Source organism: Paenibacillus beijingensis, assembly GCF_000961095.1.
Lineage (GTDB): Bacteria > Bacillota > Bacilli > Paenibacillales > Paenibacillaceae > Paenibacillus_O > Paenibacillus_O beijingensis.
Genome location: NZ_CP011058.1, coordinates 1,384,651 through 1,409,845, shown reverse-complemented (window position 1 = coordinate 1,409,845; position 25,195 = coordinate 1,384,651). Strand labels below are relative to the sequence as shown.

16 protein-coding genes are annotated in these 25,195 nt (G+C 51.7%); 14 read left to right on the top strand and 2 right to left on the bottom strand.

All coding sequences use genetic code 11. The annotated features are described in order from the left end of the window. Nucleotides 1–15: 15 nt before the first annotated feature. Nucleotides 16–924, bottom strand: a complete 909-nt coding sequence (locus VN24_RS06410) for an SDR family oxidoreductase (protein ID WP_238590843.1) — start codon at nt 922–924, stop codon at nt 16–18. Nucleotides 925–1,170: 246 nt separating this feature from the next. On the opposite strand from VN24_RS06410, the gene VN24_RS06405 reads away from it, so the two are divergent. The 13 genes from VN24_RS06405 to VN24_RS06350 all read left to right on the top strand — a co-directional run bounded on the left by VN24_RS06405 (nt 1,171) and on the right by VN24_RS06350 (nt 21,175). Further along, complete coding sequence (locus tag VN24_RS06405) at nt 1,171–2,535, top strand: MATE family efflux transporter (protein ID WP_045669717.1); 1,365 nt, start codon at nt 1,171–1,173, stop codon at nt 2,533–2,535. A gap of 761 nt (nt 2,536–3,296) precedes the next feature. Beyond that, entirely contained in the window at nt 3,297–4,313 is a 1,017-nt protein-coding gene (locus VN24_RS06400; protein WP_338012226.1) for an ABC transporter permease, read from the top strand. 3 nt (nt 4,314–4,316) lie between these two features. Beyond that, nucleotides 4,317–5,210: a carbohydrate ABC transporter permease gene (locus VN24_RS06395; protein WP_045669715.1), complete on the top strand. Its 894-nt coding sequence runs from the start codon at nt 4,317–4,319 to the stop codon at nt 5,208–5,210. 63 nt (nt 5,211–5,273) lie between these two features. Beyond that, nucleotides 5,274–6,857, top strand: a complete 1,584-nt coding sequence (locus VN24_RS06390; protein ID WP_238590842.1) for an extracellular solute-binding protein — start codon at nt 5,274–5,276, stop codon at nt 6,855–6,857. An 89-nt stretch (nt 6,858–6,946) separates the two neighbouring features. After that, nucleotides 6,947–11,074 carry an OmpL47-type beta-barrel domain-containing protein gene (locus VN24_RS06385; RefSeq protein WP_045669713.1) on the top strand — a complete coding sequence of 1,376 codons (4,128 nt, stop codon included), beginning with the start codon at nt 6,947–6,949 and terminating at the stop codon, nt 11,072–11,074. Nucleotides 11,075–11,096: 22 nt separating this feature from the next. Then, a complete protein-coding gene (locus tag VN24_RS06380; protein ID WP_045669712.1) occupies nt 11,097–12,833 on the top strand; it encodes a hypothetical protein in 1,737 nt (578 codons plus the stop codon). Between the two features lie 21 nt (nt 12,834–12,854). Further along, nucleotides 12,855–13,898: a glycoside hydrolase family 88/105 protein gene (locus VN24_RS06375; protein WP_045669711.1), complete on the top strand. Its 1,044-nt coding sequence runs from the start codon at nt 12,855–12,857 to the stop codon at nt 13,896–13,898. A gap of 66 nt (nt 13,899–13,964) precedes the next feature. After that, nucleotides 13,965–16,424, top strand: a complete 2,460-nt coding sequence (locus VN24_RS06370) for a beta-mannosidase (RefSeq protein ID WP_238590841.1) — start codon at nt 13,965–13,967, stop codon at nt 16,422–16,424. A gap of 261 nt (nt 16,425–16,685) precedes the next feature. Continuing rightward, nucleotides 16,686–18,995 carry a helix-turn-helix domain-containing protein gene (locus VN24_RS06365; protein ID WP_045669709.1) on the top strand — a complete coding sequence of 770 codons (2,310 nt, stop codon included), beginning with the start codon at nt 16,686–16,688 and terminating at the stop codon, nt 18,993–18,995. A 143-nt stretch (nt 18,996–19,138) separates the two neighbouring features. Beyond that, complete coding sequence (locus tag VN24_RS06360) at nt 19,139–20,137, top strand: type I glyceraldehyde-3-phosphate dehydrogenase (protein ID WP_045669708.1); 999 nt, start codon at nt 19,139–19,141, stop codon at nt 20,135–20,137. A 198-nt stretch (nt 20,138–20,335) separates the two neighbouring features. Beyond that, nucleotides 20,336–20,572: a (4Fe-4S)-binding protein gene (locus VN24_RS26805; RefSeq protein ID WP_082083643.1), complete on the top strand. Its 237-nt coding sequence runs from the start codon at nt 20,336–20,338 to the stop codon at nt 20,570–20,572. 86 nt (nt 20,573–20,658) lie between these two features. Beyond that, nucleotides 20,659–20,934: a GNAT family N-acetyltransferase gene (locus tag VN24_RS06355; RefSeq protein WP_045669707.1), complete on the top strand. Its 276-nt coding sequence runs from the start codon at nt 20,659–20,661 to the stop codon at nt 20,932–20,934. A gap of 13 nt (nt 20,935–20,947) precedes the next feature. Further along, a complete protein-coding gene (locus VN24_RS06350; RefSeq protein ID WP_045669706.1) occupies nt 20,948–21,175 on the top strand; it encodes a hypothetical protein in 228 nt (75 codons plus the stop codon). A gap of 332 nt (nt 21,176–21,507) precedes the next feature. On the opposite strand, the gene VN24_RS06345 is transcribed toward VN24_RS06350, so the two are convergent. Beyond that, nucleotides 21,508–22,182 carry a hypothetical protein gene (locus tag VN24_RS06345; RefSeq protein WP_045669705.1) on the bottom strand — a complete coding sequence of 225 codons (675 nt, stop codon included), beginning with the start codon at nt 22,180–22,182 and terminating at the stop codon, nt 21,508–21,510. 704 nt (nt 22,183–22,886) lie between these two features. Between VN24_RS06345 and VN24_RS06340 the strand changes: the two genes are divergently transcribed. After that, nucleotides 22,887–25,130, top strand: a complete 2,244-nt coding sequence (locus VN24_RS06340) for a vWA domain-containing protein (RefSeq protein ID WP_045669704.1) — start codon at nt 22,887–22,889, stop codon at nt 25,128–25,130. Nucleotides 25,131–25,195: the final 65 nt, after the last annotated feature.

Here is a 25,195-nt window from a genome sequence, read left to right as displayed (position 1 = left end):
TTATATGATTCCGTCTTACATTGAGGCAGATGCAGTGAGTAAATCATCTAATCCGATGCGGCGAATGAATTCAATCCGAACTTTCTCGGAGAGCTCCGTCACCTCTTCAGCACCGTCATTGACGAAATCGATGACAGCGCGAGCGGGGCGGCTGCCAGCCGGCAAGCTTACGATCCGAGCGACTTCGTCGGCTACGGCTTGAGGATCGGCTTCGGGAGGCGTAAGGTCGCTTAAACGTGCGCCGACCTCCTCAAGCAGGCCGTTGATCCGCTCGTACTCCGCAGAAGTCGCGTCGTCTTGCGGGCGGCCTGCATTGGGGAAGTGGGAAGTCCCTTTCGTAAAGGCTCCAGGCACGACAAAGGACGTTTCAATACCGAACTTCGCGACTTCGTAGGCCATCGACTGCGCTAAAGAGTCCATGGCCGCTTTCGCCGCGACGTACGGCCCAAGGAACGGAGGAAATCCGCCTCTTACGGTCGTGCTGCTGATCCAAAGCAGCAATCCGGATTGACGCGCCCGCATGTACGGCAGTGCCGCGCGGTTGACACGCTGTGAGCCGAGGACGTTTGTCTCGAACACGTTCATGATTTCCTGCGGGGTGTAAGCTTCCACGACCCCGACGACGAGATGACCGGCATTGTGCATGACGACGTCAAGTCGACCTTGTTCTTCCACGATGGTTCGAACCGCTTGGTCCGCGGAGGTTTGCGACAGTACATCGAGTTCAATTGGCCTTAATGTGTACCCATGAGCTTCGGCGTAATCGCAAAGTTCCTCCGCTTTCCTCGCGTTTCGACCGCCGATGTCGCGCATGCTGGCGTATACCGTATGTCCCTTTGCTGCCAACGACTTCGCGGATAAATAACCGATTCCAGAACTTGCTCCTGTGACAAGAACGACATTTCCTTCCTTCTTATCCATCATTTTCACATCTCCTCTCTTGTTGACTATAATATACACCTGACATATAACAACTGTCAACTAACAAAATTGTAATTTTGTCATTAATGGTTTTTCCGTCCGTAAAGAGGGAGGTCAGTTCCAGGAGCAAAAGTCGCTAATGTACAAAAAGAATCTGAATCTAACATTCTCATTCATTTTTCCAGACCCTATACTGTAATGAGGTTCGATCAAGTAAGCCTGCGAGGGTTAAGGAAGAAGGCGACTGGCATGAACAGACACCGGGCAGGGAGCTTATCCCTGTTTGCCATTTCTTTTCCGATCTTTATCGAGTTTGCGCTCCAAATGCTCCTGCGCACAACGGATACGCTGATGCTGAGTAAGGTTTCGGATGAAGCGGTTGGAGCTGTGGGCGTGTCCAACCAGATTATTATGTTTGCCGTGCTCACCTTCAACTTCATCGCACTAGGCTCCACCGTCGTCGTTTCCCAATATCTCGGATCCCGCAGAACGGATGAAATCGAGAACATCGTTGCCTCGTCACTCGGAATCAATTTTGTTTTCGGTCTCTTCATGAGCGCCATTGTCGTTTTGTTCAGCGGAAGACTTTTGCATATTTTCAGCTTAAGTCCAGATCTGTTCGAAATGGCCCGCACTTACTTGCTGATTACCGGCGGGGCGCTTGTGCTGCAGGCTTTGAATACGGTGACGGTGGCGGTGATTCAATCTCACGGGTTTACCCGGCACACGATGCTGGTCGCAGTTGGGATCAATTTGCTGCATATTTTCGGCAACTACCTGTTCATATATGGGCCGATGGGGTTTCCGAAGCTTGGCGTAACCGGAGTGGCGATTTCGACGAACGTCAGTCAGCTGATCGGTTTAATCATCAATTTGTTTATCCTGCGGAAAATCGTCGGCATCCCTATCTGGTGGGTTAATTTGATGCATTGGAGACGCGACCTCGTGTCGAAGGTGCTGCAGGTGGGGATACCTTCATCTGCTGTCAATTTGTCGTACAACGTCAGCCAATTAGTGATCACCTACTTCGTCTCATCGCTCGGCACCATGATGCTGACAACCAAGATTTACATGCAGAACATCACGTTCATCGTCATGGTAATCGCGATTGCGATCGGGCGGGGGATCCAGATTATTGTCGGGCAGCTAGTGGGGGCCGGCGAGCATGAAGAAGCGTATAAGCAGGTGCTCCGCAACCTGTTCCGCAGCATGCTGATCACGCTGGCGGCCGTAGCCATCATCTGCTTTTTCCGGGTTCCGCTGCTTGAAATGTTCACGGAATCGGAGGACATCATCCGGCTCGGGTCGACTTTGTTCCTGCTAAGCTTCTTATTGGAGCCGGGAAGAAACTTCAATATCATCTTCGAACGGTCCCTGCAAGCTGCAGGCGATGCGCGGTTCGCGATGAATTCGGCCGTATTGATTATGTGGCTGTTCAGCATGCCGCTGATGTATCTGCTCGGGATTCAATTGGGTTATGGCCTGTACGGCATATGGGCTGTTTTTATTGTTGACGAATGGGTACGGGGACTGGTCCTCTTTTTGCGCTGGAAAAGCAGAGCATGGGAACGAAAGGCGCTCGTCTCCCGTAAAACGGATGAAGTTTCGGTCTGAGGCGATGAGTGTTGTGTAAGCGCTTCAAGTTATCGCGGGGCATTGGCTACTTGCCGTTTATTGCCGGAGGGCATGCGGCAGGACGATCGGACAGTAGGTGGCGGCGTACCACGCCGGTTGTTTTGGCAAAGGGGTGTTCCGAAAGGATCGAAGAAAGGATTGAATCTGATGAAGAGTGAAGAGGATCGAATCTGATGAAGTAGTCCGTATTGGCTGCCCGTAACGGAGCTCAGCGCCGTTATTAGCTGGAAAAAGTCCATATTTCTAACGTAACGGAGACCAGAGTCCTTATGGGGCACATAAATGGCCTTAACATGGTCTTTTTCAGTAAATAGGGTCCCTTGGCTCCGTTACATTTCTAATGTGCTTCATTTTCTTCAAATAACGGCTGCTCGTTCCGTTAGAATTTCAACAGCCGGGGTGTCCGGGGATTCCGAGGACTCCGGGCGGCAGATCTCAAATGCAAACGAACCGCTCAAGGGTAACACCTTAACGGTTCGTTTTTTTATATTTTTGAAGCTAATTTGGGACCGCGAGCAGCCGCCCTTGCCACGCCGTCTCTCCGCCTCACTCCAAATTAAAGTACCTGACACCTCAACAAAATGAACTGGGTGCAAAAAATGCGACCTGCATTTTTGAAGAAAAAGACATCGAGTATCGAATGTGTCAATGTTGATTTTGGCTGCGGCATGATACGATCCATTTGAATCCAAGTCAAAAAAGAAGAAGACAGGCGAGCAACCGGCCGGAAAGGATACCTAGTGAGCGATCAAGCAGTGAACAATCAAGCGGCCCTAATCGAAGAGACACCATTCGGGGAAAAGACACCAGCCGGGAAGGAATGGACAAAAGTGGACAAAAGAAAGCCTGGCGCAGCCATTGTCAGAAGGTTTGTTCGGGACCGGCATCTTTATTTGATGCTGCTGCCGGTCATCGGATATTATCTGATCTTTAAATACGCCCCGATGGCCGGGGAAATTATCGCCTTCAAGGATTACCGGTTTGTGGATGGAATTTTCGGCAGCAAATGGGTGGGTCTGAGGCATTTCAGGATGCTGTTTGAGAGCACCGATTTTTGGAGGGTTCTCCGCAATACGCTGCTGCTCAATGTTTACAATCTTGTGCTCGGATTCCCGGTTCCGATTCTGCTCGCCCTCCTGCTGAATGAAGTTCGCAGGGAATGGTACAAGAAGACGATGCAAAACCTGCTCTATCTCCCGCATTTCATTTCATGGGCCGTACTGGGCGGGATCGTCATCGCCATGCTCTCGCCGAGCACCGGTGTCGTGAACATGATTCTGCACAATGTATTCGGGATCGAACCGGTCTATTTCATGGCTAGCTCCAATTGGTGGCCTTTCGCCTACACGATGTCCGGCATATGGCGGGAAGCGGGCTGGGGTACGGTCCTTTATTTGGCGGCGATGGCCTCCATTGATCCGCAGCTGTATGAAGCGGCGAAAATCGACGGAGCATCCAAGCTGCGTCAAATTTGGCACATTACGCTTCCCGGCATTCGCAGCACGATTGCCATTCTCCTTATCCTCCGGATGGGGCAGTTCATGGACGTTGGACTCGAACAAACGCTGGTGCTCCAAAACCAATCCGTGCTCGACGTCGCCGATGTCATCAGCACGTACGTGTACCGGGTCGGCTTGCAAAATGCAAGCTACAGCTATACCACTGCGCTTGGGCTTTTTCAATCGGTCATTGCTCTCATTCTTGTCGTGACCGTCAACCGGTTGATCCGGGCATTCGGAGAAAGGGGGTTATGGTAGAAAATGAAAATGTCCGGGGCAAAACGACAGGCAGGGTCCGTTTGGACGGGAGCGAATTATTTCATTCTGGCGCTTCTTTCGCTGGCGGCTTTATATCCGCTCTGGTACGTCGTCGCCTCCTCTTTCAGCAGCAGCCGGGCGATTACGGCCGGGGAAGTGTTTTTATGGCCGGTCGAATTCAACGTCTTATCTTATCGGCGGCTCATGGAAGACGGCCAGCTTTTCGTTGCGATGAAAAATACGGTTATACTCACGGCTGTCGGCACCCTGTTCAACATCGTCATGACGGTTTTGGCCGCGTATCCTCTCTCCAGAAGGAGATTAATGGGGCGAAACTCGATCCTCATGCTGATCACCTTCTCGATGCTGTTCATTAGCGGCATTATACCGAATTTTATCCTGGTCAAATTCCTCGGTTTGATGGATTCGTATTGGGGACTGTGGCTGCCCGCGTTAATCAGTACGTATAACCTGTTCGTTATGAAAACGTTTATGGAAGGCTTGCCGGAAGAAATCGAGGAATCCGCAGCGATCGACGGAGCGGGCGACTGGCTCATACTGGTTCGGATCATGCTGCCCCTTTGCAAGCCGATCATCGCCGCCTTATCATTGTTTTATGCCGTTGGATGGTGGAATTCGTACTTCAGTGTACTCATATATATATCGGACACCACAAAACAAACGCTGTCGGTCAAGTTATACCAGATGATTCTGCAAGTGGACCAGAGCCTGCTAACGAACGTGTCGGGAAGCGAAGGGGCTTCGCAAATCGTCCTTACGCCGGAAGGGCTTAAAGCGGCCGCCATCGTCATCGCGATTACGCCGATTCTGCTGGTGTATCCTTTCCTGCAAAAGCATTTTGTCAAAGGCGTATTGATCGGGTCGGTGAAAGGGTGAACGGCTGATATCCGGAGGTTTTATTCTCTTGATATACATTTATTGTACAGGGGGATGTATCAGTTGAGCAGAAAGAAGATCTGGAAAATGGTTCTCGCCGCAAGCTTGTCGTTGTCCGTACTGGCTGCCTGCAGCTCCAACTCGGAGGCTCCTAACGATTCGAATTCAACGGGAGAGGGAACGGCTCCAAATGTACCGAAGACGGAAATCAGCGTTTCCATGTTCGACAGGGGGACAGTGCCGGTAGAAGAAGGCAGCTACGAAAAGAACCGGTGGACCCAATGGATCAACGACAATTCGCCCGTCAAAGTCAATTGGGTACCCGTACCGCGGCCGCAAGCCCAGCAAAAACTGAATACGTTAATCGCTTCGGGAAGCGCGCCGGATCTGATTTGGGAATACGACCGCAACTACATTGCCCAGCTCGCCAACCAGGGGGCGATTCAGCCGATTGATGAGTACATTGAAAAGTACAGCACCACGATCAAAAAATATTTGAACGACCATCCCGAATTAAAGTCCGCCATCACCATTAACGGAAAAATGTATGCGCTTACAAGTAAGCGCGGCATTGATACCATCGCCAACCACGGCATGTGGATTCGCCAGGACTGGCTCGACAAGCTTGGATTGAAAGCGCCGACCTCTGTGGAGGAGTTAATCGAGGTCTCCCGTAAATTCAGGGATGCGGACTTCGACGGCAACGGGAAACCGGATACGGTGCCGATCGTCTTCAACGGCAATGCGGTGCAAATTATGCGGGCATTCTTCTTTACGAATGAAAACCAATGGTATTTGGAGGACGGCAAGCTCAAGTTCGCCAGAACGCTCGACCGTTACACCGATTCGCTTGCCTTCCAGAAGCAGCTGTTCGATGAAGGGCTGATCGACAAGGAATACATTACCGATACGAATTTCCAGCGTGCGCGCCAGCTGTGGACGACCGGGAATGCGGGCATTTTTTTCGGCAACTGGGACATGGAGAATGAATTCAAAGATTTAAAGCAAAACGTCCCGGATGCGAAGCTGGCCCCGCTGGAATCCCTGTCATCGAAATATGGCAAAAACGGTTTGTACCAGGAAAACCCGGCCTACATCCTGGTCGCCTTCAACAGCAGCATGAAGGAGGAGAAGGTTGAAGCGGCCATTAAATTCCTGGATTGGATGCTGGATAAAGGCTGGTGGACGCTCCGAATCGGCGAAGAGAACGTCCATTCCAAGCTGGTTGACGGAGTTCCGCAACGGATTGACGCCACCAAGTTCAGGAATGAGGTTTCGTATGCTTCCGAATATGCCGTCTTAAGCCAGTGGAGCCCGAAGCCGGAGTGGTTTCCGATCATGGCGGCCCAGGATCCTCTTTCGCAGGAGTATGCCAAGCTGAGATCGCAATCCATTCAAACGGCCATGAAAAACCCGTACCGCAGAGATTTGCCCTATAACCCGGACCTTCCGGAATTGACGCAGCTCGTCGCGACCTTCTATCCGATCGCCACCCAAATCGAGGCCAAGATCATAACCGGAGGCAGCGCGCTTACACCGCAGGCCGGTATGGAAGAAATCCGCAAGGAATGGAAGCGGCTTGGCGGCGATAATGTAGAGAAGCTGGTTCAAGAGTGGTACGAGAAAAATAAAGCCGATCTGAAATAACGTTGCGGCGGTAATCCTATGCCAACCTTTTTGTGGACGATGGGTTGCCGCCTTTTTCACAAAATCTAGAAAGAAAGGGCGCAACCATCATGAGTTGGCATAAGAAAGCGCTGTCCGTTCTCGTTTCGGCCGCAATCGGTTTCGGTTCATTTCTTTTTCCTGCAGCCTATGGCGTGCCGGAACCGAGAGCTAATGCGGCATCCAGTTTGACGACTGAAGTAAGCCTCGGAGATTTTGAAAGCACGGATGAAATATGGGACTTTCTGATCGGAGGCAGCGGCAATCTTGGCAACGGAGAATACAGTTTGGATCCCGCCATTTATCAATTCGGCAATTCATCAGGGAAAATGCAGCTTGATTTCAGCAAATATTTCGCGGTTTCCTTGGAGCGTTATACGTTCAAAAGGATTTTGCCGGTCGATGCGGCGGAAATATCGTTTTGGGTAAAAACGGGCGATTTCAAGGCTTTGGACCTTGTTTTAATGGATAGCAGCAACCAGAATCACCAGCAGACGATCAATCTTCAGCCGGTGTCGGATTGGCAGAAAATCACGGTGAGCTCTTTCACCTCCGGAACAAATTACATTCATTTTGGCGGGAAAAACGACGGGATATGGTACGGCCCGCTGAAGAAAATTTACTTCAAATTATCCAAACCGGGATTGATAACCGGCAAGACAGCCGGAACCATCTGGCTCGATGACATTCGGGCCAAAGTGAATACCCCTGATCTGGCGATCGTACAGACACAGGTAGGCAATGTGTTTGCCGGAAGCCGGACCGCAACGATGGACGTTCTAACGACGGGCGATCAAGTGGCATGGACGGCCTACGATGCTTATGGCGGGCAGGTCGCGACCGGAAGCATGCCCGTTGAAGCGGGCAAGGCCAGATTGAACGTGCAGGTGCCTGCGGACGGATATTACCGGCTCAAGGTGGACGCTTATCAAGCGGGTGCACTCGTCAAAACGGCTGAAACGACGTTTGCGGCACTGCCCGCGTTCGACATTTCACAAGTAGCGGATTCCCCTTTTGCCATCCAAGCGCACTTTGGGATTGGCTGGAACCGGGAGATGATGCCGGTTGTTGAATATTCAGGCGTCAAATCGGTTCGCGACTCTTTTTTCTGGTCGGAAATCGAGCTTACCCAGGGTCAATATTCATTCAACCCCAAATTCACACTCCCGATGCAGTCGATGAAGGAGAGAGGAATTGATCCATTTCTAGTATTCGCGTTTACGAATCAGTATTACGATAACTTCCAGACGCCCTATACCGATTCCGCCCGAGAAGGGTACGCGAATTATGTGAAGGCGGTTGTGAATAAATTCGGGAGCCAGCTCCAGTCCGGAGAAATTTGGAATGAGTTCAACCTTCCGTTTTTCGGAGGCAAAGGTCCCGCGGCATCAAGGGCGGATATGTATTTCGAGTTGCTCAAGAAAGGTTACGAAGCGGTCAAATCCGTGCGCCCGGACCTGAACGTCGTCGGTGCAGCTACGGCCGGAATTCCGCATGAATGGCTTACGGACGTATTTGAACTCGGCGGATTGAACTACATGGATACGCTCTCGGTCCATCCCTACCGTTATCCGGACAGTCCGGAAGGGCTCATCGGGGAAATCGACCGGCTGAACGAGCTGGTGCGCACGCACAATAATGGAGCGACTATTCCGATCTGGTTCTCCGAAATCGGATGGCCGACACATCTTAATCCGCTTGGTGTGGATGAGAATACGCAGGCCGCTTACTTGATCCGCAGCTACGTGGTCAGTATCGCATCCGGTGTGGAAAAAATATTTTGGTACGATCTGATGAACGACGGCACGGATAAGCTCAACAATGAGCATAATTTCGGCATCATCCACAATTCCGGCGATGAGCTGGGCGCGTACACGCCTAAACCGGCTTATGTCGCCCTGGCGACGATGACGAGGCAGCTTACCGGAGCAACCGTCGCCGCTCAGATGACGTCGGACGGTATCTATCATTACAGCTTTAATAAGGACAACAACGCCGTACACGTGTTATGGTCGCTCGATAAAAAAGATGTTGCGCTGAGTACGCAAACCCCTCTTGTCATAACCGACATGATGGGCCGCTCGGACACCTACGTTCCGAATCAGGGAAAAGTCTATCTGACGTTGAGCGGCGAGCCGTTGTTCGTGCAAGGGAGCATCGACACCATTGATGCCAGCAGCCGGTTTAAGCTGGCCGGCGGTTTGACGTACACCGAAGATCCGGTAACCTTGACGTTTACCGAGCAGGATGCATCCCCGCAAGAAACGGTTACCGTTTCTTTCCAAGGGATATCGAAGGACTTGACGGTAACTGCTGCGGGAAGCTACCCTCTACAGTTCCCGGGCGTTGTCGAGGCAGGCAAAAAGACGGCTTTCGCCACTGTGCAAAACGAGGCGGGCAAATTTGCAAGGCTGTCCGAAACGTTCGACGTCATAACGCCTCAGGAAGTGACGGCCAAGCATATCCTGAAAAACGAGTCGGAAGATGTGCTGGAAGTCATCGTCGACAATAAAAGGCCGTTCGAACGGCGGTTAATGAGCATCGATTGGAACATTGGCGGGATAACGGGCGCTACGAATGTCGATATGGTCATTCCTGCGTATACCAAACGATCGGTGGAAATTCCGGTTCCTGACGGCCTCCCGTACAATACCTTGCTTCCTTATACGTTCAACTTGACTATGGCGGACGGCAAAACGCTGCAATACGGAGGAAATCTAAAGCTGGTTGACGCCGGCAGCATGTTCCCTTTGGATTACCGCACGGCGGAGCAAATGAACAGCCTGCCTGATTCAGGGAGCATCGATCTGGTGACGGACGTTAATTTGAAGATTGCAACTTACGGCGGCGCCGAAGATCTGAGCGGGAAGCTTTGGTTCGGATACGATTCCGAGTACCTGTACTTGAGTGCGAACGTTCATGATGATGCTTTTTCCCAGCCGTTTGAGAAGGAGTCGATCTGGCAGGGAGATGGCGTTCAATTTGCGGTTTCGGCCGGCACGCCGGGCGAAAATGGTCAATGGTATGAGTACGGGGCGGCATTGACGCCGACAGGGCCGGAATTGTATCGATGGCTGGCCCCGCAAGGAATCGTCCCCGGAACCGTAACCAATCGTACTCTGCAAATTACGAGGGATGAGACGGCGAAAGATACGATTTACCGGTTGGCGGTGCCTTGGAGCGAGCTGACGCCGATCGTACCGGAAGATGGCATTCTCAGCTTGTCGGTTGTTGTGAACGATAACGACGGCAATGGCCGCAAAGGTTATATCGAATGGGGAAGCGGAATCGGGTCCAGTAAGCAATCTTCGTTGTTCAAGCCGGTTATTATTCATGCCGACGTAACGGCGCCGACCACGACCTCAAGCGTGAGCCCTGCAGCACCTGACGGCCAAAACGGCTGGTATGTGCACGGAGTAACTGTAAGTCTGGATGCCGCCGACGATCGGTCCGGAGTGGCCGAGTCCGTATACAGCCTGGATGGCGGCACCGCTTGGCAAGTGTACACGGGGGCCGTACCTTTCGATCAAGATGGAACCTATTCCTTCAGCTACCGTTCGACGGATCTTGCGGGCAATGTTGAAGCAGCTCATACGATCGGCTTCAACATGGATGCAACCGCTCCCGTCATTGACGTAACGGCGCCGGCAGAAAGCAGTTACAGCGATGCCGGCGACTTAACGCCGCAGTATACCGTAACGGACCCTTTATCCGGGGTGGACGCGCAAAAGACAACGGCGACGCTGGATGGCGGGATTGTAGCGCCGGGAACGACCATTCCCCTTTACAGCCTGCCGCTTGGCTCCCATACCTTTACGGTAAATGCAAGCGATTTGGCAGGGAACACGCAGCAAAAGACGGTGACTTTCCAGACGTATACCAATATTGACTCATTAAAAAAATTGGTATCCCTGTTTGAAGCAAAAAAATGGATTAGTAAGGCCGAAATTGCCGCCAGCTTACAGAAGAAGCTGCAGAAAGGCGATATCAAAGGCTTTATCGCTCAGGTAAAAGAACAAACCGGCAAATCGATTACAAACGAGGCGGCGTCTTATTTGTTAAGAGATGCGAATGCCATCCTCCAATCGACGAACACGGCCGGCCAATCTTCAACCGAGACATCCATGAATGCTGGAGATACACCAGACCAGCCTTCAACCGAGACATCCGTTGAGCCTGAAAATACTGCAGCAGATTAAATCCTGATCGGAGGTGCGGAGTATGGAAGCCATGACGGATCATCACCGGCTCATTGAAAAGCTAAAGTCGCTGGAAGACCAATATAATCCCGAGGTCCAGCTGCTTCGTGTTCCCTTTAGCAGCCCGGGCTACCATACGACCATCAAGCAGGCGGATTTCGTTCATGCCACTTACCCAAGTGCGGTCTATGCGGTCGCATTGCTGGACAGCGAAATTCCGGAACTTGAAGAGCGTGCCTGCAGCATTCTGGGCAAGCTGATCCAGCTTCAGGATACCAATCCCAAACGTGATACGTTTGGGATTTGGTCCTGGTTTTACGAGGAGCCACTGTCGCAAATGTCCCCTCCCGATTGGAACTGGGCCGATTTTATCGGGAAAAATCTCGCCCTGGTTCTCTCCAGGCACGGCGGCAAGCTTCCCGAATCGCTCGAAAGTGGCGTTCGTCAGGCGGTCTGCAATGCAGCGGACGCCATCATCAAGCGGAATGTCGGCCCTAATTATACGAATATTTCCATTATGGGATCGTTCGTGACGCTCATTGCAGGAGAGCTGCTGGGCAGGGAAGACTACACAGGCTATGGGCTGCAAAGACTGGAAACTTTCCTTGCGTACACCCGAAAGCTGAATACCTTTCAGGAATATAACAGTCCGACTTACGCGCTCATTTCGATCCTCGAATTATCCAAGCTGCATGCGGAAACGAAGCTGGAACGCGTAAAGACCGTTTGTCTGGAATTGCTCGATATCGCATGGGGAATGGTTGCGGCGCATTACCATCCTCCGACGAGGCAGTGGGCCGGTCCGCATACCCGCAGCTACAGCACGCTGCTGCAGCCGTACGCGCAATCTTTTTTGCAGATCGCGACAGCTGGCGCCGCTTCTTTTCTTTCGTCCGATCGGCTTGAGTACTCTACGGAGTGGTTCAAGAGCGGCATCCGGTGCCCGATGCGGTTCCTGCCTTACTTCCGTACGCCGGAAGAATGCACCGTGCGTGACATGTATTTTAAAGACGAGCAGAAAGAAGTGGAGAAATGGGCGACAACGTATATGAATCCCCGTTATACGTTGGGCTCGTTTAGCCGGGAGATCATGTGGAATCAGTGCAGGAGCCTCGTTGCGTATTTCGATAACGGCGGAGAAGTGACTTATTTGCACATGAGATTTTTAAACGATGGATACGATTTATCCTCGGCCCTGCTGACTTGCGATCAAATGGAGGGGAATGCCTTATTTGGCCTCACCTTATTAACGAACGGAGGAAACACGCACCCTTCGTTGGACAAAACGGGCGGCTCCATCACGTCGTCGGATTTGCGGATCCGGTTCGAAATCGGCGGATCCCTCCATCACGTGGAGAGTGAAAGGTCCGATTCGGAAACGGTTCATCTGCGCATCGGCGACATGCAGGCGGCGGTCCGTTCGGTTTACGGCGCGTTCGATGAAGAAGCCGGGGATGAAAGCGGGAAGCCCAAGGATCCCCCGGATGAAGGCGTGAAGCTTCGTTGGGAAGTGACGGAGCAGGACGGCATCTTGGCCGCCGACTATGTCATTTATGCGGGCGCGGAGCGGACGTTTCATTTTTCGCGGATGGAGAAAGCGGCCTTTTTGTTTATGTTATCGATCGGCGAAACGGCCTCTGTTCCTGAAGTCATGCTCACCCATGAACCGGACCGGCTGACGGCCGAAAGCGCCGTCCCCGGCAAGAAGCTTTCGATATCGCTGGACGTGCGGCCGGGACCGGATAAATTAGGCGGATAGCAGAAGGAGGATCAGGGGGGAATGGAACATATTGAACCACAGGAAAGCATTCCGGCCAAAGCCCGGCTGGTGTACGAGTATATGCTGAAGCCGCATGCCAACAAGTGGGCGATGGGCCTCGATCAATGGGACTGGGTGCCCGGAGTCGGGGTGATCGCGATTTTGTCCTATTATGAACGAAGCGGACGGAAGGAAATCATCGATCAATTGGCCGCGTGGGCGGAAAATAACAGGGACAAAGCGGAGCGTGCCAAGGTGATTAATTCCATGGCCCCGTTTGCGATCTATCCGCAGCTGTTTCGTTATACGTCGGACGCCTACTTTTTCGACACGGCTGTCAAGGCAGGGGATTGGATGCTGAATGAAGCTCCGCGTACGAGGGAAGGCGCGTTTGAGCATACGGTGACGGAAAATGTGGGGTTTCCGGAGCAGGTTTGGGCGGATACGGTGTTTATGGCCGTTCTGTTTTTGGCACGATTGGCGAAATTGACGGGGCGGGCGGAATACGGACGGGAAGCTGCCCGTCAGCTCGAGCTTCACTTGAGGCTTCTTCAGGATAAAGATACGCATGTGCTTTTTCACGGGTGGAACTGCATCGCCGCCAATCATATGTCTTCTGCCAGATGGACCCGGGCGAACGCCTGGGTCGCCGTCGGCGTGCCGATGATTGTGAGCGAGCTGGAGGGGATATGTCCCATTTCCGAGGAAATGATCCGCCAGTATACCCTGCTGATCGAAGGGCTGATCCGGTACCAGCGGGAAGACGGGCTGTGGCCTACCGTCATGGTCCGCTCCGACTTTTACCCGGAGACGTCCGGCAGCGCCGGAATTGCTTGCGGTATTGCTCAGGGGGTAAGGCAGGGCATTCTCGATCGTTCCATGATGGAGTCGGCGGACCGAACCTTAAAAGCGATTTTGCAAAAAATCGATGCAAATGGAGAGGTATCCGGCGTTTCGGGAGGAACCCCGGTTCTGGATACGGTCGAAGCCTACAACGCCATTCCTTGTCATCCGACACTGTACGGACAAGGTTTGGTCCTGATGCTGCTGAGCGAATTTTTGTAACGGCACCCAAAACAGGAAGAGCGGGGATCAAACATGATCAAGCAGGATTTAAACGGAAGCTGGAGGATGAAAGCAGCCTTGGGCGAAGAATGGATTCCCGCCCGCGTGCCGGGTTCGATCGCTTCCGATCTCATTCGCGCCGGCAAGATGAACGACCCGTATTACCGGGAGCGGCAGTATGAAGTCTTTGATTCGTTCCGGCGAATTTATGAATATGTGCGTGAATTTATTGTTGATCCCGCGCTGCTGGAAGGCGAACGGCTGGAGCTCGTCTGCGAAGGGCTCGACACGATAGCGGAAGTGCGTTTGAATGGAGAAATCATCGGGAAAACGATGAATATGCATCGTACGTATTGCTTTGACGTGACGTCCAAGATCGTTTCCGGCGTGAATACGCTCCGGCTCATATTCTATTCTCCGGTCGAATATGTGGAGCAAAAGCAGAAGGAGCGCAGCCTGTGGGCGGCGAACGGCGAATATGTTGTGCAGGGCTTTCCGCATCTGCGCAAAGCGCACTATATGTTCGGCTGGGATTGGGGGCCGAAGCTGCCGGACAGCGGCATTTGGCGGGATATTTACTTGGCGGCTTACCGCAAAGGACGCCTGGGTGACGTCTACATAACGCAGGAACACGACGATTCAGGCGGCGTTCTGCTGGATATCCGGGTATCGGCCGAATCGTTTGGGGCATCGCCCGGTGCGGATTCCTTCGAGCTTCTCGCCATGCTGTATACGCCGGACGGCTTGCTGAACGAAGCCCAAACGCTTCCGGGCGGCGCCAGCCCCGGGCATATCCGGATTCGGGTCAATCAGCCGGAGCTGTGGTGGCCGAGCGGGCTCGGCAAACAGCCTCTGTACCGCTTGCAGCTCGAGCTCAGGCAAGACGGCATGCAGGTGGATGAACGGGAGTATACGATCGGACTGCGGACCCTGACCGTAAAGAGGGAACCCGATTCCTGGGGCGAAACGTTCGAATTCGTCGTCAACGGGGTTTCGATGTTTGCAATGGGGGCGAACTATATCCCCGAGGATAACATCAGGGCCCGGCAAAGCAAGGAAAGGACGGAGCGGCTCATCCGCGACTGCAGGGATGCGAACTTCAACTGCATCCGCGTCTGGGGCGGCGGTTATTACCCGGACGATTATTTTTACGATTTATGCGATCAATACGGTTTGATCGTTTGGCAGGATCATTTATTCGCTTGTGCGGAATATGAAATGACGGAACAATTTACGGAGCAGATCAAAGCCGAAATTGCCGATAACGTCAAACGGATTCGCCATCATGCTTCGCTTGGCCTTTGGTGCGGCAATAACGAAATGGAAATGGCCTGGGTCGATTGGGACTTTCCGAAGCGGGCCAAGCTGAAGACCGACTATGTGAAACAGTTTGAAATCATTCTTCCGGAGCTGATGCGGACGCTTGATCCGGGTACGTTTTACTGGAAGGCTTCGCCTTCTTCGGGAGGCGGCTTTGACGAGCCAAACGCCCCGCATAAAGGCGATGTCCACTACTGGGACGTTTGGCACGGAGGGGAGCCTTTCACGGCATACCGGGAGCATTATTTCCGCTTCTGCTCGGAATTCGGCTTTCAATCGTTCCCCGCGTTGAAGACGGTGGATTCGTTCACGGAGCAGGGGGACCGGAATATTTTCAGCTCCGTGATGGAGAGTCATCAAAAAAATCCGGCGGGCAACGGGAAAATTATAGCGGGTATCTCCGAAAATTTTCTGTACCCTAAGGACTTCGATTCTCTGCTGTTTGTTTCGCAGCTGCTTCAAGCCGAAGCGATGCGCTATGGCGTCGAGCATTGGCGCCGCAACCGGGGCCGCTGCATGGGCTCGATCTATTGGCAGCTCAACGATTGCTGGCCGGGTGCATCCTGGTCGAGCATCGATTATTTTGGCCGATGGAAAGCCCTGCATTACTACGCAAAACGCTTTTATGCGCCGGTGCTGCTGTCCGCGGAAGAAACGGGAACGAAGGTTAAGCTTGCCGTCACGAACGATACGCCGAAACTTGTTCAAGGTATGGTTCATTGGCGGCTCCGGGACCGGCTCTCAGCCGTCATTCAACAAGGCTCGATGAGCATAACGGTCGAGGCGCTCTCGGCAGCGGGATCTGCGGAGCTGGATTTTGCCGAAGTGCTTGGAGGAGACCCGGTCAAGAGCCGTGAAGTTTACCTGGAATATGAACTTGAATTGGAGGGAAGGGCTGTCAGCGAAGGCTGCGTCCTGTTTGTGAAACCGAAACATTTTCATTTTGCAGAGCCGGCGCTGCGGGCGGAAATGACGGAAGAGGCCGATGCTTACATCCTGACCCTTCATTCCGAATCGTTTGCCGCGTTTGTCGAGTTGGATTTCACCGGTCATGACGTCCGGCTCAGCGATAATTTCATCCACCTATCTGCGGGTCGTCCGAAACGAATCATCCTCCGTAAAGAAGATCTCTCCGCGCCTTCAACGCTTAGCGAATTGCAGAGCGGATTGCGAATACGAAGCATTATCGACACATACACTCTATAAACAGCGCAGCAAGCGGGTTGTCGATTATCCCCCAAAAGGACCTCCAATTCCGCTGAAGCAAAGCGGAGTCGGAGGTCCTTCCTCGCTAAACCTGCAGCGGTGCAACAAAAAAAGTATTTTTGCAGGATCGCATGTATTTCAAAATATCCCCCAAATTCCGTTTTACGCACTTGTACCGACTTTGATATACTTTACTGTGCCGATAAATTTTTCCAAGTATGAGCCGTCCGTGTCCATAGCCGAACCGATGGGGGTCCTTGAATGGAGATCAGCATTTCCGGGAAAGTGATGTTGGTTTACGGAGTCGTCTTTTTAACCGTTATCATCCTTACGTTTTGGTTGTCTTACATCGGTACGATGGGGACGCTGGAAAGGGATTTAAACGATACGAACTCGGCTTTGCTTCAGCAGGTCGATCAACGAATTGAAGTCGTGTTCCGGCAGACGGAGAAGGACTTGCTTAACCTGACAAACGACATCGAATTCGTTTACTTTATTATGGACAGTTATAAAGATGACGCTCAGAAATACAATAACTTTTATGCGCTGAACACCAAACTGACCGACTTCATTCGTACGAATCCCGATTATTCCTCAATCTATGTCTATTCCGATAAAAGCGGCGATATTTTAACAGATAAGTCCTACATCAAGAATGCCGCTCCCGAGAGCAATTGGTTAAAGCCTTATTTGAATATGTCCGAATATTTCAAATGGCTGCCCACTCATCAGGCTTGGGATGGAAGCCAGAATCACAATGTCATTACCCTTGTCCGCAGCTATCCGGCGATCAGCAGTCCGGGATTCCGCAAAGGCTTGGTCGCCGTCAACATTAATGAAAAAGTCGTGTATAACATGGTCAAAGCCGTTTACGAAGATCGGCACGCCGGCCATTTAATGATTGTGGACAAGGAAGGAAAAGTCGTTACCCATGATGACAAAACTCAATTATTCCACAATATGAATGCGCTTCCATACATTAAACGCGTGTTATCGGAAAAAGAAAACGGCTTTTTTACGGTCGATTTGGACGGCGTGCGGCAAACGGTTTTTTATCGGACTTCCGAATATACGGGCTGGAAGATGATCAGCATTATACCGGAATCGAAAATTTACGAACCGCTGAACATTACCCGTAATTTGCTCGTTTTATTCGCCTGTTTGATGATTGCGCTTGGGCTGGCCGCTTTGTTTTATGTAAACCGCTGGACGTTTAGACCGCTGGAGAGGCTGATCGGGAAAGTATCGAGCGCGTACACAAGCGACCCGTCGCATCCGCAGTCTTGGAATACGGCACAGCTTGGCTATTTGGAAACGGTGTTTGACCAAATGGTCATCGACCGTGATCACCTCGCAAAGCATCTGCGGGATTCGAAGCCGATGTTGAAGTGGAAAATCATTATGGATATATTGACGGGGTTCAAAGCGGATTATCAATCGGTGAGCCAGCAGCTTGAATTTGTCGGGGCCAAGCTTTACGAAGAATGGTTTCTGGTTTGTACGGCTGAAATCGAAAAAGAAGGAGCGACTCTGAGCCCGCGGGACGAATCGCTCTTTGCGTTTGCGTTTTGCAACGTGGCGGAAGAGCTGATCAATACGGAATGTGCGGGAGCCGCAATCGATTTGGGAGGCGGCCGGGCAGCGGTTGTCATCAGCTTTGCCGAAGGCGATGCGGACCAGAACCATCTGCGGACGCTTGCGCTGCTGGAACAGGTGCTTGATATCATGAAGCGGCAGTTTGGCATCGTCGTGACCGTTGGAGTCGGCACATGCTTCAAAGAAATGAAAGATATCCCCTTATCGTATACCGGTTCGCAAAAGGCGCTCCGTTACAAAATGGTTTTTGGCCAAAATTCGGTCATTTCCATCGAAGACCTGCTTCCGTCCGAAAGCCAGCATTATTACCGGTTAAGCCGGTTTGTCCATTCGATCACCGACGCGTTGAAAAAGACGGACATGACAACAGTGCGCCATGACATGGATGACATGTTCCGCGCCGCCGTGGAAAGCAGCCTGGAGCCGGAGCTGATTCGTCAATTGTCCTTTGAACTGATCCTGAAATCTCTGTATACGGTCGAATCGCTTGGCATTGAACAGGAGCCGTCCGCCCCTTCCCTTAGCGGCATCTATGAGAAGATCGGACTTTGCGATAATTGGAAGGAAGCGGAACGGCTCGTCTATTCCGTTCTGGAGGAGCTGTCCGCCAAAATCGAAGAGAAGCGGAGCCATCGCGGAAAAAATGAGACGATTGAGCGGATGACCGCATATATCCAGGAGCATTATCAGGAAAGCGAGCTCTCTCTCGACCTTCTGGCGGAGCAATTTCATATCAGCCCGGCTTACATCAGCAGGCTGTTTAAGGAATATACGGAGAACAATTTCATCGATTACTTGATTCAAATTCGTATTAATGCCTCTAAGGCGCTGCTGCTCGAGAAGGACAGGAAGGTGAACGATATTGCGGAGAAGGTCGGTTATGCCAACTCCCGAAGCTTCCTCCGGACGTTTAAAAAATATACGGGCATGACCCCGTCGGAATACAGAAAAATGATTGTCGGTTCGGAAAAGTAACCAAAGCGGCTTCGATCTAATATTCTGAAAATTAATTTTACAACGCTACTAAAAAGTAAGTATAATAAAAATGTTAAGTCATTTGTTCAAGATAATGCTTACGAAGTGGTTTTCCTTTCAGAAAAACCTTAAGGAGGTTTATGATGGGCAGAATTGGAGTGTTTGGATTTGGACGTATCGGCAGGCAATTATTAAGAGTCGCTTTGCAGGATGAGCTGTTTGTTCCGGCTTCCATTTCGGATATTAAAGACGAGGCAACGCTTGCCGCTCTTTTCGAAGTGGATACCAACTATAAGCGTTGGCACGAAAAGGTCTCGGCACAAGAGGGTCTGATCGTGATCGGCGGCCGTGAAATTCTGTTTATCAATTCTTCGAAAGAAGTCCCGGATTGGAAAGCTCTGGATGTCGATCTCGTCATCGACTGCACAGGCCGGGCCGTCACCCGTGCTGTTGCGCAAGTCCATTTGGATCGCGGCGCAAACCGGGTGTTAGTCAGCGGACCGAGCAAAACTCTTGAAGATTGCGATGCCGTATTGCTTAAAGGGATCAATCTGGACAGCTTTGATCCGGACAAGCACAAGATCATTAGTATGGCAAGCTGCACGACCAATGCACTCGCTCCAGTCGTCAAAATCGTGAAAGAAAACTTCGGAATCAAATACGGCTTGTTCTCGACGGTTCATTCCTATACGAACACGCAATCGCTGACCGATCAGCCGATGAAGGATCGGCGCGATTCATGGGCCGCCGCGGAAAATATTATTCCTTCTTCATCCGGAGCTGCCAAGGCTCTGAAATTTATTTGGAACGATTTGCAGATTACGGGTAAGGCATACCGGATCCCGACTCGTACCGGAAGCATCGCCGAATTAAACCTGGTGACGGAAAAGCCGTCCACGGTAGAGCAAGTAAACGATCTATTCCGCAATGCCGCCGCAGAGGGCGAGCTAAAGGGAGTGTTGGATGTTCTCGAAGGTGAATGGGCGTCTTCCCGGATCGTAGGCGATTCCCACTCTTCCATCATTGACCTTCCGTTGACCCAATTACAGGGCGAAATTTTATCGATCGCAGCCTGGTACGATAACGAGTGGGGTTATGCTTCACGTTTGGCTGAAGTTGCGGCGTATCTGGTAAATAAGTGAAATAGCTGATCCATGAGGGAATAAGATCGTCTCCGCATGTGGAGACGGTCTTATTTTGAATAAACATCTCGTTCTATGAACTGCGCTCCCTATCATCTAAATGCGCTCCCTATCAATCGGATTGATCATATATCCGTTTTGATTGATAATAAGGATATCTCGATACGAAATGAAAGAGCCGAAGGGTGAGTGATCGTAATGAGCGATGAAGTCAAGCGATATACAGGGGAACATATCGACGTTTTATTTCACCCGGAAAGATGCATTCATTCGGCAAATTGTGTGAGAGGGCTGCCGGAAGTGTTCAATGTGAAGAGGAAGCCATGGGTAAATGCCGATGGAGAATCCGCCGACAAAATTGCAGCTCTTATCGATACATGCCCAAGCGGCGCGTTGCAATATATCCGAAAAGATAACGAGGCAGGAAATGCCTGAATATACAACGATGAGAAACGAACATTTGGGGCTGGAAAAGCAAAAAATATAAAACGATGCAGCAAACTTTTGGGGGGAGTGGTTTCATGATCGAAATCAAAAAAGATACGAACAGTTTTTATGTAGGCGAACAGGATCATAAAGATGCGGAAATCCATTATGTTCCTACTGGAAACGATAAAATTATCGTCGACCACACGATTGTTTCCGATCGTCTGCGGGGTCAAGGAGTCGGACAAGCGTTAGTGAAGCGGCTCGTCGAATTTGCCCGGGAGGAAGGGATCAAGATCATGCCCCTGTGCCCTTTCGCCAAAAGCCAATTCGACCGCCACAAAGAGTACGATGACGTCTTGTTGAAATAAGAGATGGACTGTGGTGGTTTATCTAGCACTTTCTCCCGCCGCTTTTTCCGGTATCGTTCATCCCGGTTATCCGGAGCGGATGCTGTTAAGCGCCATGCCCCGGCACAGCCGGACTCCTCTGATGAAGAAGGAGTCCGGCTTTCTGTTCGGAGAAATACTTGCGGTTCTAACAATGGAGGGCCATACCCAATGCGATATCTCTCTTTTCAATCCGACCGGGTTCGAAATGATTACGAAATAGGTCATTAGCTGGCATCATGTCTGAACTATTGGGGCCATAGCTCAGCCGGGAGAGCGCTTCACTGGCAGCCATGAGGTTGGAGGTTCACCCCGCGCGGACGGAGTGGATGACCTTCGAGCGCTAACGGCTAACCAAGACCTTATTGTGCTCAAAATGCCCTTTTGCAAAATTTAACGGTTGTCAGAGACCTTATCTGAAGGTTTCCGTTGAAATATGACCATTCGTGCATACAATAAAGGCGCTCAGCTCCGTTAAAATTTAAAATGGGTCATTTTCATCAAATTAGCGGCTGTGGCAGCCGTTAGGAAATAACCTGGCATTTAATGACGATCTCAGCCGGAATGAATCGAACCGGAATGAGTCGAGCTGAGCCGAAACGTACGGTATCGCTGATTTCCGCTTGCTACGGACAGCAATTTTTTGTCTACTAAATCATGAATGATTACTCTGGTGTGGCGCTCCGAAAGCCTTAGATGGGAAGAAAGCTCCCTGGGAGCGAAAGGACGCATCAGTCTACGGGCAAAGCGCAGCGTTTCTGCTTCCGCCCAGTGCAGATCAGAATGCAGCGAGTTCGACAGGAATTTCCCGACAAAGGAGAGCACCAATTGCTTGCAGATCCCCGGATCATCCCGAATGGACAAGTAAGCGACAGGCATGAAGTACCAGTCATCGAGGACAAGCAGCGCTTGCTTCATACATAAATCCTTAAACCTCCCTGCTTGGATATCTCTGGCATGTGTAGCGTAGCCTTGGATCTCAATGCAGCCTTTCGCGTTCCCCGGCATATAAGCAAGATCAAGATAGCGATATCGATTACCCAGGTCCCGCACTTCGTGCTCGGGATACAGATGATCCAGGTTGCCGATGGCTGGGAACCATATCGAGCGTAAGAACTCAATTGTTCCGTGTCCCAAACCATTCTCTAAAAGCTCCCGTCTTCTACGGTTTTTCTCCTCGGCTATTTGTTTGGACAACCAATCTTCATAAACGGCATCAAACAATCCCATCCTCTCCCCCACCAAATCTCATAATAAGCAAAAAACCGCCTCAATACGCAAAGCCCGAATGAGCAGAACGTATCAAAGCGGTAAGTGCTTCATACCGTTAATTTTGCTTAAAATGTATCACAACATGGCTGATTCATCAAGCAATTAAACTCGTTATCTATCTTCTCAGCCCTACAAGGGTTCAACACGCGCGGACGGAAGGGGTGAATTTTAGCTTCATCGGTATGCAATCAAGTAGGTTAAAGGCAGTTCGGATTGTTGTTCTAAAACAAGACTACCAAGCGGGCTGTTAAAGCAACCACTACGGGAAACGCGGGGAATAGGTTTTGTTCCCGCTGCGATTGGCCGATTCGGCCAAAACGACCCGCTCAAAGAATGAAGGGAGAAAGAAGAAAGAAGAAAGAAGAAAGAAGAAAGAAGAAAGATGAAAGATGAAAGATGAAAGATGAAGGGAGAGAAGCGGCAGAGGTTGTTTTTTTCTTCCAAAAAAAGAAACCAGGACTTTTGTCGGCCGTAAATCGTCTAAGAAGCAGAAACACGCAAGTCGGCTACTTGTTGCCAAATAGTCGGTTACTTATTGTGAAATATAATTTTATAGGAGATTTCAAGAGAAATCGATTTCAAAGAAAAGGAAGACTTACTATAATTATGGAATATTCATAACGGTACTTTTAGACCACATTCATCCAAAAACGGGAGTAACTATGAAAAAAGTCCTAACGATCGTGATGATATTTGTCGTATCTATTCTATGTCTGCCCCAAACACCGCGTGTTGCGGCGGCCGGGCAGTCCTTCGTGAAGAACCGGGTGGTTGCACTCGTGTTCGACGATTCGGGCAGCATGAAGTATGCACGAAATCCCTCAACGGGCCAGAGCATGCAGATCGACAATTGGAAGTATGCGAACTACTCACTGCAGAGCCTCGCGGGACTGCTGGCACCGGAGGACAATCTTTACGTTACCCGCATGAGCGACCCGACGAAGGTTGAAGAGATTGCGCTCTCCTCGGATAAGCGGCAGGGCTCCATCCGGTCCGTGCAGCAATGGGTGGATGACGGCAATACGCCGACCCCTTTCTTATCCGTCCAGACGGCCATGAAGCATCTGATGGACAAGGCGAAGGCCAATCCGGATTCCGAGTTTTGGCTCGTCGTACTGACCGATGGCGTGTTCAACGACTTCGACCCGGCCGAAGACAATGTCGCCGATCCCGAAGGAAACATGAAGCGCGCCCGCGAGCAATTTTTGGCCTACCGCCAGACGATGCAGTCGTACAACGCAACAACCCGGAGCGCGCTCGTTACGATCGAGCAGTATTTGAACGAAGAAGACAAGAGGATGATGAGCAGCATCAAGGAGATGTGGCAGGATGCGCTCGACGCGAAGGTCATTGAAAGCAACGGGCAGCAAAATATTATCAGTAAAATCAATGAGGTCGCAGCGCTCATCACAAACCGCGACCCCGAGTCGGGAACGGCGGTCAGCTTGCATCCTGTTTTTACTAGCAACGGCATTCAGTTCAACTCTTTATTCCCGATCAAGCGGCTGACGCTGCTGGAGCAGGTCGTTCAAAACTCGGCCGGGGTCACCATCCCGAATGACCAGGGGAAGCTTACGATCAACCAGGGCGGAAGCACCGGCACGGAAGGACCTTACCAGATCGTGACCCCGAAGGATAAAGCGAATCTCAACCCGCCGATTCTCGGTCAGATCACACAATACCGGGACTTGTCGGATGAAGGCATCATGCAGGACGGCGAATACCGAATTGAGATGAAGGGGGCCGACTCCCGCAAGGATCGGGTGCAGTTGCTGGCCGAGCCCGCACTGGACTTCCGGTTGGCGGTATATAACCGCAATCCGGACGGTACGCTCGGCCAGCAGGAAAATGCGTTTTTCTTCGGCAGCCAGATGCTCGCCGTGGTCAAGCTGGTGAAGAGCAATGCCACGAACGACCCGCTCGATCTGCTTCCCGCTACAAGGAAGCTGGTGGAGGTCACAGGTTCGCTGGATGACGGCAACGCACTGGCGTTCCAGTGGGACGACGAGCTGCAGGCGTATACGGCGCCCTTTGATATGCCGGTCAAGGACTTCACCAAAGTGAACGCGCAGGTGCGCATCAAAGGTTTTTTTCAGAAGGAGCAGTCGCTCGAATTCCGGGGGCACGCGCCGCGCAAGTTCGGCATGGAATCGGGGCAGGTCGAATGGTCGGCCCGCGTGGACAAGCTGGAGGATGCGGAACCGCTGCGGTTCATCGTAACCGCGGACGGCGAGCCGGTTGGAAAAGAGGAATTGGCGCAGATTCTGCCTTCGCTTAAAGTCGATGCCGACGGAAAAAAAATCCATTTCGACGTGAAGCAGGAGGGCAGCGAGATTCTGCTTCAGCCGCGTCCGCACTGGAACGTATGGTTCACGGACGCCGGGGAAATCCCGCTGACGCTCACGATAAACGGGACCTTCCCGAACGAGCAGGCAACGGTCAAGTACACCGCGACGGTCCAGGACGTACCCTGGTGGTACAGATGGGGGCTGCCGATCCTTGCGCTGGTGCTTCTGGCGGTTTTCCTATGGTGGCTGATCGGAATGATCCGAAAGCCGCGGTTCCACCGGAAGTCGTCCTACATGTCCGTTACGACGCGAACTTTAATCAACGGACGGGCGATCGGCGAATACGAATCGACGGAACCGTTCCGGTCCAAGTGGTGGTCGCGCTGGCTCGTTCCTTACTGGCCGGAGAAGTCGCTCATCCACGACCTCACGTTCGAGGCGGGGGCGAAGCGGGACCATATCGTCCTGCCGAAAGGTTCGCAGTCCCCGGGGATGATCGTTGCCGAGGAAGTGCTGGACGAGGATGCCGGCCGTCGCGACTGCCGCATTTACAGCAATGACGAGATCATCGTCCGCAACGGCCAAATGGAGTCGGTGTACAAATATTGCAAGAACTGATGCATATCCGGAGAACTGATGCATATCCGGAGAACTGATGCATGTCCGAAGAACGGATGCAAGTC